This is a genomic window from Ruminococcus sp. RTP21358st1_G6_RTP21358_211008, from assembly GCF_040908885.1.
Taxonomy (GTDB): Bacteria; Bacillota; Clostridia; order Lachnospirales; family Lachnospiraceae; genus Blautia_A; species Blautia_A faecis.
Genome location: NZ_JBDGDM010000042.1, coordinates 23682 through 40099, shown reverse-complemented (window position 1 = coordinate 40099; position 16418 = coordinate 23682). Strand labels below are relative to the sequence as shown.

Here is a 16418-nt window from a genome sequence, read left to right as displayed (position 1 = left end):
AATTTTTAAAAAATTTCTTAATAAATACGAGAAAATTGTTTTTCCTGTATTTTGAGGTATATAAAAAACGTCCTAATGGGTAGTTTTTAGCCCATCGGACGCTATTTATATCAAAAGATAATATTTTGCCATCATTTTTTGTGGCATATAATTCACTTTTTGAGGTAAAGAAATTTATTTGCTTTTTTGAACTATTTATCTATTTCATCCGTCACGTAATGACGGATATGATACCAGACAATAAAATTCTTAATCTTTCCTATACCTCCGGATCTGTTTTACGGAAATTCAGAATTTTATATGTCTTTTAAAAAGTGAAATATCACCCTCTTTTTTAGTGAAATATTAGTTCATTTTCTTTCAAGAAAGGGAACTATACACTAAACATGGAGGTGTATCATATGCCAAAACAAACAGATAAAGAACTGGGATTGTTTTTTAAGAACGCCCGACACGAGCAAAAATTGACTTATGAAGAATTAGCTGAAAAAGCAGAAATGTCCAGCCGATATTTAAAGGAAATTGAAAATGGGGGCCGAGTTCCCAGTTTTCATAAAATCAGAAAACTGGTACGCGCTTTAAATGTTCCTCCTGAACCATTGTTTTATCCAAACAATCATACAGATAATCTTGATTATCAACGCCTGCTCATGTACCTGTCAAAATGCAACGATGAGCAAATTACCGCTATCCTTGCCATCGTAGAAGCATACCTGCGCACATACAAAATTCCTACAGACCACGATAAACAAGATCCCTGAAATTCATTTGAATTCTATCTGAATTATTCTGAAGAAGCGGTATGGTTTCCCATACCGCCACTCTTAACGTGCATATTTTTCTATCATTCTCTTAACATTCGTGGATTTCTTTATTGCCCCTATATTAATAAGAAACTCAACTACATCCATCATTCCCTGGTAATAAGCCCGCTGCTCCTCTTCATAATGGAAATGTTCTAACTGATCCAGATATTTATTCCAGAAATTCTGCTCACGCTCTGGGATTTTTTCCAGATGTAGTGGCAGCTTCTTTTGTATTTGTTTCAAATTCTTCTCTGCTTCTTTCCATTCTTCCGGCTGTACTGTATATTCTCTTTCTCCGAAGTCACAGCGCAATTCCTCAAATAAATTCGATACTGCTTCATAAAATTCATTCATCTTCTTTCCACCTCTCATTAGAATTATTTCTCATTACAGGCAGCATTATCATTTTCTTATTTCAAAAATCAAATAAACTTTCCAAAAACTTCATCTTTAGAAGTATAGTAACAATATTTTTCCTTAAAATCAATAATAATACTTCATCTTTAGAAACTTTTGAGGATCAGAATGATTATTTATTGGGATAAAAAAACGAACAGTAAAAACAGAATAGGACAACGGGTAAAAGAATTACGAAAGGCTCATAATCTTACTCAGAAAACACTCGCTGCCAAATTACAACTTGCAGGATATGATTTTAATGATCTGGCAATCCTGCGAATTGAACAAGGCACACGTTTCGTTCCCGACTACGAAGTTGTCGCACTGGCCGAAGTATTTAATGTTTCCTGCGAATATCTTCTCGGTCTGACGGACGCTCCTGCAAAATAATTTAATTGTATTGCCTCCAATTATATGCTAAACTATGGATAGATACTTCTGAACAACATACACTATTTATAAACCGTATGATTGGAGTGATTTCATGGAATTAACAAAAAAAGTCCCTACAACCGATAAAAACCAGGAAAACAATCATCTTCTCCGCATGTTAGACCGGGGAATTGATGATATGGAAGCTGGTCGTGAATTGCCACTGGAAGATGCTTTTCGCAAAATCACAGAATTAAGGGATGCACGAAGAAATGCAAGAATATAGAATTATTTTAACCTGGGAAGCAATTTACGATGTCACAGACATTGCAGATTATATTGAAGAAGAATTCGGCCAGCAACATGCTGACCGTTTTCAATCTGATTTGAAAGAACAAATGCAGAATTTAAGTCAGTTCAGTACTGCCTTTCCCCGAACTCAAATTCTGTACAGAGGATATTCCATACATAAAAGATCTTTTCCGCCATCTATTATTTTTTATATTATAATGGAAGAAACAAAAGAGATTCATATTCTCCGAGTGCTGCGCCATGAACGAGATTGGGAAAATATCCTGTTGCAAAGATCAACTTATACATATCCAGAATGAATACCTGGGAGCCGATCAGAGATTTTTCTGAAAGGCTTCCTTTTTTATTACTTCCCACTGTCAATTAAATCATAACTCATATCCAGAAAATCCAGCGTCTTAGCTTCACTGACAGAATCATCCAAAAGAATCGTAATCCAGTGTTGCTTATTCATATGATACCCCGGTAAAAATCCATACGTTTGAATAATCATCCCAACCAGATCAGGATCACATTTTACATCCAGGATGTCAATGTTTCCATCTTCTTCTAATCCCAGTATTTTCTTTTCCACTACCATAATTATAGCATACCATTTTCCATTTTTATGTCGAAGCACCGCAGAATCAGGATCTTTTTTCCATAAATATTCCGGTTCAGTTCCATATTGCTCTTTTACATATTGAAAAATTTCTTCACGTTTCAAATTTATCCCTCACTTACGATTTCTTTCTCTGATTATACGCTATCAGGATTGTATTCTCAACCACTTCTCACAGTTCTATTTATGTTTTATAGCTTTTGCATAGCCTGCTTTGCAGGCTACACCCCAAAAGAAGCAAGCACTGCCAGTGTCATGACACCTGGCTCATTTTGTCAAATTCCCTTTCCGGTTCATTCTACCAAAATGTATCAGGGAGTATCCCTGGCCCTCTCATATTTTATAATTTCTTAATTTGACGCTTCCGCCTACTCCTGTTAAAATAAACTGTAGACACATCTATCCAAAACATCATACAGTCAAGTAATATAACTGTCATAACCGAACTGGTTAGACAGTTTTTTTGTACTCTTTTTTATAGAAAAAAACGAATTGGAGGATTTCAATGAGCAAACGTACCAGAATTCATCCCGTACAATTTTATTTGAATGATGACGAACAATACATTTTAGAAGAAAAATATCGTCTTTCCAGGATGAAAAGCAAATCTGCCTTTCTACGGAAAATGATCTTATATGGATTTGTATATGAAGTAGACTACTCTCATATCCGAAAAATGAATACCCTGCTGGGCAATATCAGCAGCAATTTGAATCAGATCACCCATCGTATAAACAGTACCAATACAGTTTACCCAAAGGACCTGGACGATATAAAGGAGTTAATGGAAAAAATATGGCAGTTACAAAAATCCATGGTATCAAAACAACCGTTAATAAAGCAATAGAATACATCTGCAATCCAGATAAAACTGACCAGAATCTATATATTTCTTCCTTTGCCTGCTCTCCCGAAACAGCCGTTCTTGACTTTAAATACACTTTGGATCATACACATGACTGCAGAGATCCGCACAATACAAATAAGGCATTTCATCTGATTCAGGCATTTTCCCCTGGTGAAGTTTCCTATGAAGAAGCCCATCAAATTGGCAAAGAACTTGCGGATCGCTTACTGGAGGGAAAATACTCCTATGTTCTGACAACACACACTGATAAAGGTCATGTACATAACCATTTAATTTTCTGTTCTGCAGATAACATCACTTTTTCTCATTACCATGACTGTAAAAAGAATTACTGGAAAATACGAAATCTCAGCGACACTTTATGCCAGGAACATAACCTGTCCACAATTATGCCAGATGGTAAAAAAGGAATGAAATACAATGAATGGGCTGCAAATAAATCTGAATCCAGTAAAAAAGCGCAGCTGCGAAAAGATATCAACCAGACAATCCGAATTGTTTCCACTTACTCAGAATTTCTTGCATTTATGGAAGCTAAAGGATATGAAATAAAAAACGCAGAATTTGGCGAAAGCAGCAGAAAATACATTACCTTTCGTTCTCCCGATATGTCCCGTCCAGTGCGTGGAAGTGCTAAATCTTTAGGAAAAAATTTTACTAAAGAACGTATCAAAGAACGCATTGAAAATAAACGTCAGAAAGCTATTTTTCCTTCTGTTCATAACAAATTAATAGATACCAATGCTCCCAATATAGCAGGAAACATTGGACTTCAGAAATGGGCAAATAAGGAAAATTTAAAAATTGTCTCTGCTGAATATAACAAGATGTTCACACATAATCTACATAATTTTTCAGAACTTGAAGACCGCATAGCCTTGTTACATATGCAGCAAAAAGAGGTAAATACCTCTGTTGTTTCTCTCGAGTCTCAGATACGCCATCTTCGAGAAATGCTAAAATATGCCGAACAATATCAGAAAAATAAAATTTACGACGACCATTATAAAAGCTCCAAAGATCCAGATCGTTATTTCCGTAAATATGAATCTCAAATTATTCTTTTCGCGGGTGCTGAACATATTTTACAGGAAAATGGTATAAACCTGAAACATCTTAATTCCAATAAGTTGCAAGAGCAAATTGCAGATCTTATTTCCAGAAAAGAATCTCTAAATACTCAATACGTTTCTTTTAAGCAAGAAATAAAAGAGTTGGAATTGATACATCAAAACCTGTCCAAATATCTCAAACAGGATGCTCCTGAAATACAAAGATCTTCTCATAACCAACTCCCTTCTTTGTAAAACCATAATAATAGGCAGCGATTTCACTCGCTGCCTAAATTCCCATTAAACCGATATCCTACACCTCGTACTGTTTGTATATATAATGGTTGTCCAGGATCATCTTCTATTTTTTCTCTGATATTGCAGATATGTCGCATAACCACATTATAATCACCGGAATAAGGTTCATTCCATACCAGATCATAAACCATTTCTTTTCCAAATATTCTACCTGGACTTTTCGCTAAAAAAAGTAAAATATCATATTCATATTTTGAAAGATGAACATCACTATCATTCTTTTTAACAATTCGTTCCTGTAGATATATTTTTAATTCTCCAAACCTTATAATTTCCGGTATGAATTGGTTTTTATGTTCCCAGCTAGTCAATATGTTTTCACTTATGCTTCCATTAGCATCTGTGATTCTCTCAATAATTTCTATCTTTTTCACCTTTATTGCCTCTACATTATTAATTTTATATTCTATATATCATCTGCCATTTGACTTTTTTCTTCTACAAGTAATATAATATATTTATTACATATGTAGGATTTAGCAGGAGGATTTTATTATGTCACTACCCCAGATTTCAGAAGCCGAATTTGAAGTTATGAAAATTGTATGGAAATATGCTCCCATCAATACAAATGAAATTACAGAAAAACTTACTCTAACTACCAGCTGGAGTCCAAAAACAATTCAAACTCTTATCAAGAGACTTGTTTCCAAAAAAGCTCTTTCCTGCGAAAAACAAAGCCGGGTATTTGTCTATACTCCATTAGTCCAAGAAGATGAATATATACGCCAGGAAAGCAATTCTTTTTTAAAGCGATATTATAATGGAAATCTTTCTTCTATGCTGGCTTCTTACCTTGAAGACGATAAGCTCTCTTCAACAGAAATTGATAACTTACGCCATTTATTATCAAAACATCAGAAATAGGAGGTTTTGAATGAGCAACTGGATCATCCACTTTTTAATCAGTAATATCTTCATATGTATTTTTACACTTGTAATAATCGGAACAAAAAAACTTCTGAAAAAATATTTATCTGCGACTACACAGTACCATCTCTGTTTTCTTTTATTTTTATTACTTGCCGTGCCATTTTTTCCTGTACAGATTCATGGCTCACAACTTTTTTCATGGTTACATTTTTTTCAAACTGACTCAGGACTTAACTCTGGTACCGACACGCTATCCGAACTTACCAGTAATACACAAAATATTTTGTTAAACCAGGTGAATGATTTTTCAGTTTCCATCAGTAGTCAATTTTCTGGAGGCTTGAATACCATACTCTTTCTAATATGGATAACGGGTGTTATGATTATGTCAGTCCTCACCCTTCATTCATTAAACTATGTACGTTCCATAAAAAGATCTGCTCTCCCGCTTCAAAATCAGCAGGTAAAAACTATTTATTACAATTGTTTAAAGGAACTTAAAATCTCTCACCCAGTATCAGTCTACAGTACTGCATTTTTAAAATCACCAGTTTTAATCGGAATAATACATCCCAGAATTTACATTCCCATCCATTTAATTTCCGAACTGAATCCTGATGATATGCGTTTTATGCTGCTACACGAATTACAGCATTACCGTCACAAAGATACATTTATTGGCTTCCTCATGGTCATAAGTAATATACTCTACTGGTTTAACCCTTTTGTTTGGTACACTTTAAAAGAAATTCTCTGTGACCGTGAAATAGCCTGTGATTCTGCTGTATTGCAGATGATTTCTGCTGATGAATACCAAGCTTATGGAACTACACTGATTAATTTTGCAGAAAAAATATCCTCTTTTTCCTCTCCACTGGCAGTTGGAATGTCCGGAAATTTCAGGCAGATGAAACGACGTATTCTCAACATCGCCGTTTTTAGGAAAGAAACTCTTTATCAAAAAATGAGAGCATTGATAATTTATCTGGTCATTAGTGCTGTTTTTATTGGATGTACACCCATTTTATCCATTGATGCCTCTACTCAAAACGTATATCATTTTAGTGATACAGACAAAAATATCTCCCTGTTAGATATATCCGAAACATTTGGAACATATGATGGATCATTTGTTTTGTATGACAATAATTTGGATTCCTGGAAAATATACGATCTTGAAGAAGCCACCAAACGTATTCCGCCAGAGTCTACCTACAAAATATACGATGCATTATTAGGGTTGGAATCCGGAATCATCACACCAGAACACTCTTCCATGACATGGAATGGTGATGCCTTTCCTTTTCCATCCTGGGAAGCTGATCAGGATTTAAACTCTGCTATGCAAAATTCCGTTAACTGGTATTTCCAGGCAATTGATTCGCAGCTCGGAATTAACAGAGTCCAGGAATTTTTGAATAAAATAGAATATGGAAACCAAACAACCAGTTCAAATCTGGATTTATACTGGTCCGATTTTTCATTAAAAATCTCGCCTTTAGAGCAAGTAACATTATTAAAAAAATTTAACACAAATGAATTCCATCTAAATTTCCAAAATGTATTTTCTGTTAAAAATGCTATAAAAATTGCCAGTACACCTAATGGTAATTTCTACGGAAAAACTGGAACCGGTCGTGTCAACGGACAGGATATCAACGGCTGGTTTATCGGATATGTAGAAACTTCCGATAACAGCTATTATTTTGCAACCAATATCCAAAGTGATTCTAATGCAACTGGCAAAAAAGCATTTGAAATCACTTCTGATATCTTAAAAAAATTACATATATGGAATTAACAAATATGAAAGGGCTGATAGTTGTTATCAGTTCTTTCTTTTTATTCTATATTGATATTTGGGAACTTCTTTCGTACCATTATTCAGAATTTTATTCCCCATATATTTAAAACTCTTATCATCGTTGAACTTAACAGTCAGCTCACTTGTAATAACGGCATCATTACATATAAATGTATCACATACAGCATCAACAACCAACACACTGTTTCCCTCTCCGCTATCTCTTATTTCAACGACCTCCGGTAAAGATGTTCCAAAATAAGTAGGGCTATAATTTAAACAGCCTAATCGTTCCCAGTCATAAGTTTGATGTTCCGAATCAAATACTGCCCATTTTTTAATTTGATCTGCTGTTATCGGCAAAAACTCCATTATCAGATTTTCAAACTCTTCTGCCGGAATTCCACTTGAGTTACCTGAAAACTCATATCTCTCCCCGTATTTCATTCGATATAAATATTCATATAAACCATTATAATCTAACCCTTCCATATCAGATCTATCCCAATCAGAACATAAAAGATTATTCCCCTGATATCCAAGCAAATACACACACCTCTTTGAAACTTCCCTGCATTCATCACTTAAAGGTTTAATTCTTATCATAGAACTGCCATCAACCGCTTCTGATACTTCCGGATACTTTGGAACGCATAGCGTATAACCAAACCAGCCTTTTTCTGTATATTTCCATTCTTCTATCCTTGTATACGAAACATATACAATAGATGGATTGTCGTTCATACCCCAAACAGCTTTCACAGCCAGCAAATACATATCTGTCCCATCATAATTGAATTTGAGTCTTTCTATCCCACCATCCCTGTTAATCCTATATAAGACGATATCTCCTGTCAGATCCTGTTCTGCCCTGAAAAGAAATTCTTCCATTTTAGAATAATTAGCCATATTTGAATACGGTGCTGATGTAATAACGGGGACATTTTTTTCCTTTAATACTTCCTGCATTTCTTCCATTACTGTCTCAGAAACTACTATATTCGATGAAGTCCCTTTATCCGCCTTTTGATAAATGACTTTCATCTGATTCATAACATTCTTACAATCTTCAATAGCTTCTTCTTTCACGACTTCATCTACTGGCAAATCATATCCTCTTTCTTGTACAGCATAATTCGCAGTTTCCTGTGAAATATATTCTAAATCAGCCCCTTTACATTTTGTATTTCCTATGAAAAAGCATCCCGAAATAAATAAAACGCTCATCATCTTTTTCAGTTTTCTTTTTGTAATCATATCAATTATCTCCATAACATTCCTCCCACTTTTCGTCTGATAATCTTTCTGTATACCAGGTAACCTCTATTTCTGACCTTGATACATAATTGGATACATATTGAAATCTATCTTTATCTAACAGCCGAATGGTTACGCTATGACAAAACGCCTGATCTAATTCTTTTTGTGGCCATACCGCATTTACTTCCAGTGTTATTGTTCCATCTTGATTTTCTATGTAGGAAACAACTTCCGGATATGGAATATATGGTGTGGGAGCAAAATCATATACGATTCCTCTGGTTCGATACCGATATGTCTGTATTTCTGTGTGAAATACCGTTCCTGTCTGCAGTATCTCTGCGCTTATATTAAAATATTTTTGAAATATCGTTTCAAATGATTCTTTTGGGATTTCATAAGTCTTTCCTTCCTTAAATTCATCAGTTTTTTCTTCTATTGAAAGTAAACGATCAAAAACATCATAAAAATTTATTCCATCATAATTTTTTTCACTCCAATTAGAAGTAAACAATTTATTAAGTGTATATCCAAAAGGAAGTATATATTTTCGATTCAACTCCCGACATTTTTTATTTAACGGTGCTACCCGAAAGTCCCGATATCCAGACGGTCCATCATATCCTGCCGGATGATATTCTTCTATAAAGAAATGCCCGTTTTCTGTATATTTCCATGAATTAGCTCTAAACTCATGATAATATGTTTCCTGCCAAGTGTCCTCTTTCCATTTAAAAGAGCTTACTTCAACGTCTATTTTCCCCTGTTTGGTTTTCAGATCATACCGGATAAAATGATCCCCTGCTATAACTTGAAATATAGTAGTTTTTCCATTCTTCTCTTTTTCTGCTTTTTTCAAAAAATCATCTACTTTAATACTTTGAACCATATCCAGCTGATTGTAGGAATCAATTACTGCATATCCATATTTTCCAAAATAATCCATACTTTTTTGTATTGTACTCAGCTCATATAGTGCATTTTCTTTCACAGCATTCTCATATATGTTCCGATAGCCTTCTGCTAGCATTTCACACTCTCTGTAAATTTTTTCTTTCGTATCTTCAATTGTCTTTTTCTGCTCTTTCTTTATGCCACATCCACTACAGACAGCAAGAAAAATAACTCCCACAAATATTTTCCAAATTTTTTTCATATCATTTTCCTCTTACATTTGTAATATTTAAAGGTAAAAATTATTCATTACCAAGATATTCATCCAGTATCGCCTTATCCTTTTCCACCACATAACCGCTTCCTCCAATATCTTTCACATTCTCTACCATACTGATGAGCAAAATAGGATTCTTTGTATCTCTATCTGTAGTAAAAACTGTAAACCAGCCAATTTCTGTTCCAGATGTATCTTCTTTTGTAGCTTTCAGTTCCGCTGTTCCGGTTTTTCCTGCTAATCTAATGTCTTCCCGGCATGCTCCATAACCAGTTCCTTCCGGGTTATTCACTACACCCTCTAACCCCTCCATAACCTCCGAAACAATTTGTGGTGAAAAAGCATCTTTTATCCAGATTTCACTGGAAGTGCTTCCATCATCCGCGTGAAGATATGGCTTTATCATATTTCCATCATTTAGAAAAGCCGTATAAATGCTTGCAAGATGCAAAGGATTTACCAGAATCTGTCCCTGTCCATACCCACTGTCAGCAAGCTGGATTTCTGTTTCTATCTTGTCCATATTAGAATATTGGGACTCTGACATTTTAATATCAAATGGAAGTTCCTGATTAAATCCTATTTGATTTAGAGACTGCATCAGTTGATCCGCACCAATTTTTAATGCTGCTTTTGCAAAATAAATATTATCTGAATAAATAAGCGCATTTTTCAAGATCACAGGTTCATAATCATGAAGTGTAGTCACTGTATAATCTCCCCACGAGGAATCTTTCTGCCACGCCAGACCCTCATTTCCAAAATCGTCATTTGCAGTAAATGCCCCCACTTTTAATCCAATTGCAGCAATTACAGGTTTAAAAGTTGAGCCAGGACACCATGTCTGGCGAAAGCGGTTGTATAAAGGCCTGTCTTCATTTTCATTTAATGCACTCCACTGGCTGTTGTCCATTCCACGTACAAAATCATTATTATCATAAGATGGCGTACTTACCAACGCCAATACTTCCCCTGTATAAGGATTCAAAGCTACAGAACATCCTCTGTCTTCTTTAAATTGTTCATAAAGAGTACTTTGAAGATCACCATCAATCGTAATATGGATATCTTCTCCATCTTTTCTAGGCTCATATGCAATAACACTTTTTTTATTTCCATTTGCATCTACAATACAGATTTCACACCCATCTGTTCCTTTTAGTTCTTTTTCATAAAGCGTTTCCAGTCCAGTCTTTCCAATCACACTGTTTGTACGATACCCTTCCCCTTTATGTTCCTGCAAATCTTCGGCTGTAACCGCCTGTACATACCCTACCAGATGAGAGGCAGCTTCTTTTAGATAATAAGTTCGTACTTTTACATCAGATAACATAATACCTGGAATCTTCAATAATGTGTCCTGCTTTTCTTTTTCTTCCAGAACAGTTTTATCCGGATTCACTGTCAAAAGATCGACCTCTTGTATTTTAGGAATTGTTGCTACTGGTACAAAAGAATCTGCTTTTACCCAACCGGCTTTTAACTTATCCTCAATTTCGTCTGCTCCAATTCCAAGATACTCTGCCAGTTTTTTTATTGTATCTTCTCTGTTCTCCATCCTGCCCGGAACAATTCCTACCGAAGATGCAGTTCCCTCTCCAGCCAACTGACGACCATTTCTGTCTAAAATATCTCCTCTCTTTGCCTCTTCTGACGTTACCTGAACTTTATCCGTTGCAGATAACTCTGGAAAAATCAACTGATCCTGCCAGATTAAATGATATCCTGTCCAATCATGTGAAAATACCGCATCGTTGGTAAATTCTACATTTCCTGCAGCAGTCTGCATATTTGTTGTATAGGAAACTGCCGCATTTCCGTTTTCTTGTCTTTTTACTGTAATATCGGTTATGGACAGATCAGACATCTCAATGCCTTCATATATTTTAGAATTTCGTTCTATAAATTCTTCCTTACTGTTCATGCTGCTTTTTTTCTGATCCAGCATGGCATACATTTGCTCATATTCCCCTTTTTCAATATATTTCATATATTCCATTAGTCTTTTTTCAGGAACATTACAATTCATTATTGTTACAATACCGATTCCACCACCAATCAATATACCGCTAAATAAAACTATTTTTGTAATAATCTTCGTGTGTTTTTTTCTTTTCTTTTTTCTCATATAGTTTTATTTCTCCTTTTTTCATATTTTCTTAAATATTACACTTGTAATATTTAAACGTCAAGCTTTTTCTTAGGTTTATATATGTAAACAAGAGGAAAGATTTGGATAAAAAAAGAAAGGGCATCTCAAAGCCTTCTTTGATAAAGAACTTTACGACACCCTGAGGTAATGGTTTCTCCGGATGTTTCCCAAGCATCTTAATACTAATAAGTTACAGGAGCAACTTTCAAATCTTATTTCCAACAAGAAGTCAATAAATACTCAATACGTTTCCTTTAAGCAAGAAACAAAAGAGTTGGAATTGATACATCAAAACCTGTCCAAATATCTCAAACAGGATGCTCCTAAAATACAAAGATCTTCTCATAACAAACTTCCTTCTTTGTAAAACCATAATAATAGGCAGCGATTTCACTCGCTGCCTAAATTTCCGTTAAACCGATATCCTACACCGCGCACCGTTTGTATATATACCGGATGTCCAGGATCATCTTCTATCTTTTCTCTAATGTTGCAGATATGTCGCATAACAACATTGTAATCACCCGAATAGGGTTCATTCCAGATTATATCATATATTTGTTCTTTACTAAACACTCTTCCAGGACTTCGCATTAATAAATGCAAAATTTCAAACTCTGTAAAAGACAAATCTATTTTTTTCTGCTTTCGGAATAATTCTCTTGTGGCTAATAAAATAACAATATCTCCATAATGTATTTTCAATGGATTTATATTTTTTTCATCACAATATATATTTCGTCCGGTTTTCAAAGCAGCAAGAACAGACTCTATTATTTCTTCTTCACTATCTTTAAACGATAATAATAATATTTTTCCTATGTTTTCACTCCCTCTAACAGATGTTTCTTCATCTAATTATAAACTTCTTTTCTGCGATATATAAAATAAATAACTGGAACAATCAATAATAGCAGAATGGAGTACGATATTATTAAAATAGGAACTGCGCAAAACACTTTTCCTCCGATTTCATACAAGTTAAAAAATTTAACTACCTGATTCATTTGAAGCATTTGATCTGGAAGAAGTCCCAAAATTTTATTTAATAATGGTAGACTTGTTCCTGATAAAAATGATGGAAGAAAAATCAAAATAAAAGGCACGATTACCGCTATTACTGATGAGTTTGTCTTCGCAGAAACCAACATAGTTAGAGATTGCATAAATAAACATCCCAGATATCCACCAAGAACTATCAAAATATATTCCTGAGCATTCGTGATATTATAAATACTCTTCCACCCACTCATACTAGACTGTATGGGACAATTTGCTCCGTCTACACCAAGAATTCCCAAAACAAGCATAGTGTATAACAACATAACCGCCCAGTAAATAGCCGTTATTATGATTGCTCCTGCTTTCACTTTTGCCCATACAGCCTTATTTCTGCCATAATAAGAAGAATAAAAAACTGCATTCGCTTTCAGCTGAAATTCACCTGAAAAAATACCTGCACAAAGGAAACCTAATACCAATGTCAAAATCATAATTATTGAGGGTGAATATTGAAATAAGTTTTTCCATCCCGCTTGATAATCATAATATAAAGGGGTTTTCATTTTTTCATACGCTCTTATTAAATAACTTTTTTCCTTTTCAGAAAACTGATCCTTTCCATCAGTTTCTAACCAATTTTTCAAATTTTTGATACGATTAGAATAAAAATCTACTGCTTCATCAGGAGAAAGAGAATCTGCCAGATAATAATTATAATCGTTAAACTCTCCATAATCACAATTTAGTAAATCCCTTATATCCATGAAACCCTGTCTTTGACTATATGCTATATCATTCTGTCTAAAATCATTCGACTTAGCTTCCGGTGTCTGTGAAATCCTGACATTTTCTTCAATAATTTTTCTAAGCACATCCTCTGTCAGTTCTCCTGACCATTCTTTTTTCAACTCACGAACCTTTAACATAGCCGATATTCCACTTTCCGCATCACCATTACGATTCACATATTTATTATCCCCGATGATAAAAGACAAGACTACTGAAATTACAATAAAAATAAATATCAGCGCAACCTTACTTCCTTTTTTTGAAAAAACTTTTTTTATTTCATAATACGTCATAATCATCACCTGTTTTCTCTCCGAAATAATATAAGAATATGTCCTCCAAAGTCATCGTTTCCTCTTTCGCATTATAGTGTGGAGATTTTTCAGACAAAATGCGTAATTCTATTCCATCCGAAAGTGTTTTCATATTTGAGACTTTAAACTGTTTTTGCCACATTTCAACTTCATTATTTGCAACTACACAACTCCATACTTTTACTGGTACTGACTGAATAATCTCTTCTTGTGTTCCTGAATGGCTAATCTTTCCATCTTTCATCAATAACACCTGGTTGGCAATGTATTCAATATCCGACACAATATGTGTTGATAATAGCACGAGACGATCCTGTGACAATTCACTGATCAGATTTCGAAAACGTATCCTTTCATTCGGATCCAGACCTGCAGTAGGCTCATCGAGGATCAAAATCTTTGGGTTATTTAGCATAGCTTGGGCAATCCCTGCACGGCGTTTCATTCCTCCAGACAATTTTTTCATTTTTCTATTCTGCATTTTAGCCAACCCAACCTGCCGCAGAAGTTCTGTTACACGCTTTCGTGCAATACTTATTCGCATTCCTTTAATTGACGCAATATACATTAAATAATCATGAACCGAAAATTCCGGATAAAATCCAAATTCTTGAGGTAAATAACCAAGAATTCTCCTATATTCGCCATCCAATGCAAAAATATCTTTTCCATCACATAATATGCTTCCCGAAGTAGGTTTAATAAGTGTGCAGAGCATTCTCATCAGCGTTGTTTTTCCAGCACCGTTGACACCAAGAAGCCCATAAACTCCATTACTCATCGTCAGCGTGATATCATCAACTGCTTTAAATCCCTGAAATTCTTTTGTTAATTTTTTCAATTCTAATTCCATAATCAAATTCCTCACATTTCTCTGATTACGACCGTTGTGTGATTTCTCGTAATTGACACCATAATAGTCTTATACACTTGCCCCATTACTCTCGTAATATCTTTCACTGCATTTCCATACTCGCCAAATACTGTAACACAAATATAAAACAGATAATATCATCATTCCACACCATATTGATGTAGATATATGCTCATAAATACTATCTTTGAGAACTACAAGCGTCCAAACAGCAATCCAAATCAGACAGGAAAATAATGTGGAAGATACATAATCATCTCCTTTACTGCAAAGTAATCGAAAACATATGCAGCATGTCACATTCATTGGCAAAATAAATTGTATTAAGATATCCATAAATGCAATCTGTAACACAAAAGTGCTGGTTATCAAAAACACACTCAATAGGCAAACATCTACCATGCCGAAGAGTAGCATTCGTGCGGCATATATATTCTTTATGGAAAAAAATGTTGCACCTTCTACTTCCATAGCCCCATTGCTTCTATTTTTCCAGAGTTCCGGAAGTATCAATATTACAAAACTCGGTGCCAAAATCCCCATGCAGCGCCTTGTATAAATACTACTGTCTGATAAGAACATTGTCATCCAAAGGATTAGTAATACTGCCCCTTGAGCAAACCACCAGTGCTTCTGTATATACGAAGCCTGCTGATATAAAAATTCTAACCATGACATATTTCTTTCGATTTCTCTATCCCAATATGCTTCTTTCGATTTTATAATGGTCTGTTGTAATTTTTTCTCATCTATATTTCTATCCTTCTGATTTTTTGCATACGCATGCAATTTTTCATCAACTGTCATCATCATTTCTTATCCCCCAGATAAACACTCAACAATTCTTTTGCTTTTCCTATCCTATATTTTACAAGAGGAAGTCCTATGCCAATAATGTCTGCTACTTCTTTTAATTTCAAATCCTGAAAATAATGTAGAATAACTACTTCCTGCAAATCTTCTGGAAGTTTTTTTATTGATTCTTCTATATCTATTTTATTCTCAATTACAGCAATTGGATTTTCCCCCTTATCTGGTAACGCTTCCATCACAATATCTCTTTTTTTCTTATAACTATCCCGACATAAATTTCGAGCAATCACATACAAATAATTAGCAGTCTTTCCCAAATGATGATACGATCTAAATGATCGAAAAAAGTGTTCAAATGTTGCTTGAGTAATATCTTCTGCATCACAGTCTGTGTATGTATGTAATCGACAATAATTCCGTATAGTTGAATAGTATTTTTTTACGAATACCTCTATAGCTTCTTCATCACCATTTTTCATTTTGTGAATCAAAAGAAAATCTGCATCCACTTCTTTCCTCCTTTTTCTACTGAAAGCACTTTCTATTATATATAACGAATAAATTGTACAAAAAGATAGTCAAAAATATTTTTCTTGCTTTTTATTATATCATTAATTACACTGCTCTTTTACATACTC

Annotated in this window: 19 protein-coding genes; 8 read left to right on the top strand and 11 right to left on the bottom strand. The window is 34.5% G+C overall.

The window, feature by feature from the left end:
- The first annotated feature begins 401 nt into the window (after positions 1 to 401).
- Entirely contained in the window at positions 402 to 761 is a 360-nt protein-coding gene (locus AB5Z12_RS15450) for a helix-turn-helix domain-containing protein (RefSeq protein ID WP_015524620.1), read from the top strand.
- 63 nt (positions 762 to 824) lie between these two features.
- On the opposite strand, the gene AB5Z12_RS15445 is transcribed toward AB5Z12_RS15450, so the two are convergent.
- Positions 825 to 1160 carry a hypothetical protein gene (locus AB5Z12_RS15445; RefSeq protein WP_022214380.1) on the bottom strand — a complete coding sequence of 112 codons (336 nt, stop codon included), beginning with the start codon at positions 1158 to 1160 and terminating at the stop codon, positions 825 to 827.
- Between the two features lie 171 nt (positions 1161 to 1331).
- On the opposite strand from AB5Z12_RS15445, the gene AB5Z12_RS15440 reads away from it, so the two are divergent.
- The 3 genes from AB5Z12_RS15440 (at position 1332) to AB5Z12_RS15430 (ending at position 2188) form a co-directional block, all read left to right on the top strand.
- Entirely contained in the window at positions 1332 to 1595 is a 264-nt protein-coding gene (locus AB5Z12_RS15440) for a helix-turn-helix domain-containing protein (RefSeq protein WP_015541275.1), read from the top strand.
- A gap of 94 nt (positions 1596 to 1689) precedes the next feature.
- Positions 1690 to 1863 carry a hypothetical protein gene (locus tag AB5Z12_RS15435; protein WP_005426514.1) on the top strand — a complete coding sequence of 58 codons (174 nt, stop codon included), beginning with the start codon at positions 1690 to 1692 and terminating at the stop codon, positions 1861 to 1863.
- Positions 1850 to 2188, top strand: coding sequence for a type II toxin-antitoxin system RelE/ParE family toxin (locus AB5Z12_RS15430; protein WP_015541273.1), 339 nt, complete (start codon positions 1850 to 1852; stop codon positions 2186 to 2188). The genes AB5Z12_RS15435 and AB5Z12_RS15430 overlap by 14 nt, the downstream gene beginning before the upstream one ends.
- A gap of 47 nt (positions 2189 to 2235) precedes the next feature.
- Here the strand turns inward: AB5Z12_RS15430 and AB5Z12_RS15425 are convergent, their stop codons facing one another.
- On the bottom strand, positions 2236 to 2595 hold the full coding sequence (locus tag AB5Z12_RS15425) for an MmcQ/YjbR family DNA-binding protein (protein WP_019162150.1): 360 nt from the start codon (positions 2593 to 2595) through the stop codon (positions 2236 to 2238).
- Positions 2596 to 2995: 400 nt separating this feature from the next.
- Here AB5Z12_RS15425 and mobC point away from each other — a divergent pair, with 400 nt between their 5' ends.
- Both mobC and AB5Z12_RS15415 read left to right on the top strand, forming a co-directional pair.
- A complete protein-coding gene (mobC, locus tag AB5Z12_RS15420; RefSeq protein ID WP_005426517.1) occupies positions 2996 to 3337 on the top strand; it encodes a plasmid mobilization relaxosome protein MobC in 342 nt (113 codons plus the stop codon).
- The gene (locus AB5Z12_RS15415; protein WP_015541272.1) at positions 3286 to 4665 is read left to right on the top strand and encodes a relaxase/mobilization nuclease domain-containing protein; all 1380 of its coding nucleotides are present in this window, start codon (positions 3286 to 3288) and stop codon (positions 4663 to 4665) included. The genes mobC and AB5Z12_RS15415 overlap by 52 nt, the downstream gene beginning before the upstream one ends.
- Before the next feature lie 23 nt (positions 4666 to 4688).
- On the opposite strand, the gene AB5Z12_RS15410 is transcribed toward AB5Z12_RS15415, so the two are convergent.
- A complete protein-coding gene (locus AB5Z12_RS15410) occupies positions 4689 to 5102 on the bottom strand; it encodes a response regulator transcription factor (RefSeq protein ID WP_019162151.1) in 414 nt (137 codons plus the stop codon).
- 118 nt (positions 5103 to 5220) lie between these two features.
- Here AB5Z12_RS15410 and AB5Z12_RS15405 point away from each other — a divergent pair, with 118 nt between their 5' ends.
- Positions 5221 to 5595: a BlaI/MecI/CopY family transcriptional regulator gene (locus AB5Z12_RS15405; protein WP_026077000.1), complete on the top strand. Its 375-nt coding sequence runs from the start codon at positions 5221 to 5223 to the stop codon at positions 5593 to 5595.
- A gap of 10 nt (positions 5596 to 5605) precedes the next feature.
- Positions 5606 to 7402 (top strand): BlaR1 family beta-lactam sensor/signal transducer, encoded by a 1797-nt coding sequence (locus AB5Z12_RS15400; protein WP_015541271.1) that lies wholly within the window; start codon positions 5606 to 5608, stop codon positions 7400 to 7402.
- 27 nt (positions 7403 to 7429) lie between these two features.
- Here AB5Z12_RS15400 and AB5Z12_RS15395 read toward each other — a convergent pair whose 3' ends face one another.
- The 8 genes from AB5Z12_RS15395 to AB5Z12_RS15360 all read right to left on the bottom strand — a co-directional run bounded on the left by AB5Z12_RS15395 (position 7430) and on the right by AB5Z12_RS15360 (position 16289).
- Positions 7430 to 8677: a DUF6070 family protein gene (locus AB5Z12_RS15395; RefSeq protein WP_055059611.1), complete on the bottom strand. Its 1248-nt coding sequence runs from the start codon at positions 8675 to 8677 to the stop codon at positions 7430 to 7432.
- Complete coding sequence (locus tag AB5Z12_RS15390) at positions 8664 to 9821, bottom strand: DUF6070 family protein (RefSeq protein WP_368368699.1); 1158 nt, start codon at positions 9819 to 9821, stop codon at positions 8664 to 8666. Before AB5Z12_RS15390 ends, AB5Z12_RS15395 begins: the two co-directional genes overlap by 14 nt.
- A gap of 40 nt (positions 9822 to 9861) precedes the next feature.
- Positions 9862 to 11964 carry a penicillin-binding transpeptidase domain-containing protein gene (locus AB5Z12_RS15385; protein ID WP_368357228.1) on the bottom strand — a complete coding sequence of 701 codons (2103 nt, stop codon included), beginning with the start codon at positions 11962 to 11964 and terminating at the stop codon, positions 9862 to 9864.
- Positions 11965 to 12378: 414 nt separating this feature from the next.
- Complete coding sequence (locus tag AB5Z12_RS15380) at positions 12379 to 12741, bottom strand: response regulator transcription factor (protein WP_191868085.1); 363 nt, start codon at positions 12739 to 12741, stop codon at positions 12379 to 12381.
- Between the two features lie 101 nt (positions 12742 to 12842).
- Positions 12843 to 14072 (bottom strand): ABC transporter permease subunit, encoded by a 1230-nt coding sequence (locus AB5Z12_RS15375; RefSeq protein WP_044926005.1) that lies wholly within the window; start codon positions 14070 to 14072, stop codon positions 12843 to 12845.
- Positions 14059 to 14946, bottom strand: coding sequence for an ABC transporter ATP-binding protein (locus AB5Z12_RS15370; RefSeq protein WP_005426530.1), 888 nt, complete (start codon positions 14944 to 14946; stop codon positions 14059 to 14061). The genes AB5Z12_RS15375 and AB5Z12_RS15370 overlap by 14 nt, the downstream gene beginning before the upstream one ends.
- Before the next feature lie 69 nt (positions 14947 to 15015).
- A complete protein-coding gene (locus AB5Z12_RS15365; RefSeq protein ID WP_278635672.1) occupies positions 15016 to 15780 on the bottom strand; it encodes a hypothetical protein in 765 nt (254 codons plus the stop codon).
- Positions 15777 to 16289 carry an RNA polymerase sigma factor gene (locus tag AB5Z12_RS15360; RefSeq protein WP_021650349.1) on the bottom strand — a complete coding sequence of 171 codons (513 nt, stop codon included), beginning with the start codon at positions 16287 to 16289 and terminating at the stop codon, positions 15777 to 15779. The genes AB5Z12_RS15365 and AB5Z12_RS15360 overlap by 4 nt, the downstream gene beginning before the upstream one ends.
- Between the last annotated feature and the right edge of the window lie 129 nt (positions 16290 to 16418).

Bases quoted from the DNA above. Each gene is read 5' to 3' on its own strand.
- AB5Z12_RS15450 (WP_015524620.1), top strand. From the start codon at position 402: ATGCCAAAACAAACAGATAAAGAACTGGGATTGTTTTTTAAGAACGCC.
- AB5Z12_RS15445 (WP_022214380.1), bottom strand. From the start codon at position 1,160: ATGAATGAATTTTATGAAGCAGTATCGAATTTATTTGAGGAATTGCGC.
- AB5Z12_RS15440 (WP_015541275.1), top strand. From the start codon at position 1,332: ATGATTATTTATTGGGATAAAAAAACGAACAGTAAAAACAGAATAGGA.
- AB5Z12_RS15435 (WP_005426514.1), top strand. From the start codon at position 1,690: ATGGAATTAACAAAAAAAGTCCCTACAACCGATAAAAACCAGGAAAAC.
- AB5Z12_RS15430 (WP_015541273.1), top strand. From the start codon at position 1,850: ATGCAAGAATATAGAATTATTTTAACCTGGGAAGCAATTTACGATGTC.
- mobC (WP_005426517.1), top strand. From the start codon at position 2,996: ATGAGCAAACGTACCAGAATTCATCCCGTACAATTTTATTTGAATGAT.
- AB5Z12_RS15415 (WP_015541272.1), top strand. From the start codon at position 3,286: ATGGCAGTTACAAAAATCCATGGTATCAAAACAACCGTTAATAAAGCA.
- AB5Z12_RS15400 (WP_015541271.1), top strand. From the start codon at position 5,606: ATGAGCAACTGGATCATCCACTTTTTAATCAGTAATATCTTCATATGT.
- AB5Z12_RS15395 (WP_055059611.1), bottom strand. From the start codon at position 8,677: ATGGAGATAATTGATATGATTACAAAAAGAAAACTGAAAAAGATGATG.
- AB5Z12_RS15390 (WP_368368699.1), bottom strand. From the start codon at position 9,821: ATGAAAAAAATTTGGAAAATATTTGTGGGAGTTATTTTTCTTGCTGTC.
- AB5Z12_RS15385 (WP_368357228.1), bottom strand. From the start codon at position 11,964: ATGAGAAAAAAGAAAAGAAAAAAACACACGAAGATTATTACAAAAATA.
- AB5Z12_RS15375 (WP_044926005.1), bottom strand. From the start codon at position 14,072: ATGACGTATTATGAAATAAAAAAAGTTTTTTCAAAAAAAGGAAGTAAG.
- AB5Z12_RS15370 (WP_005426530.1), bottom strand. From the start codon at position 14,946: ATGGAATTAGAATTGAAAAAATTAACAAAAGAATTTCAGGGATTTAAA.
- AB5Z12_RS15365 (WP_278635672.1), bottom strand. From the start codon at position 15,780: ATGATGATGACAGTTGATGAAAAATTGCATGCGTATGCAAAAAATCAG.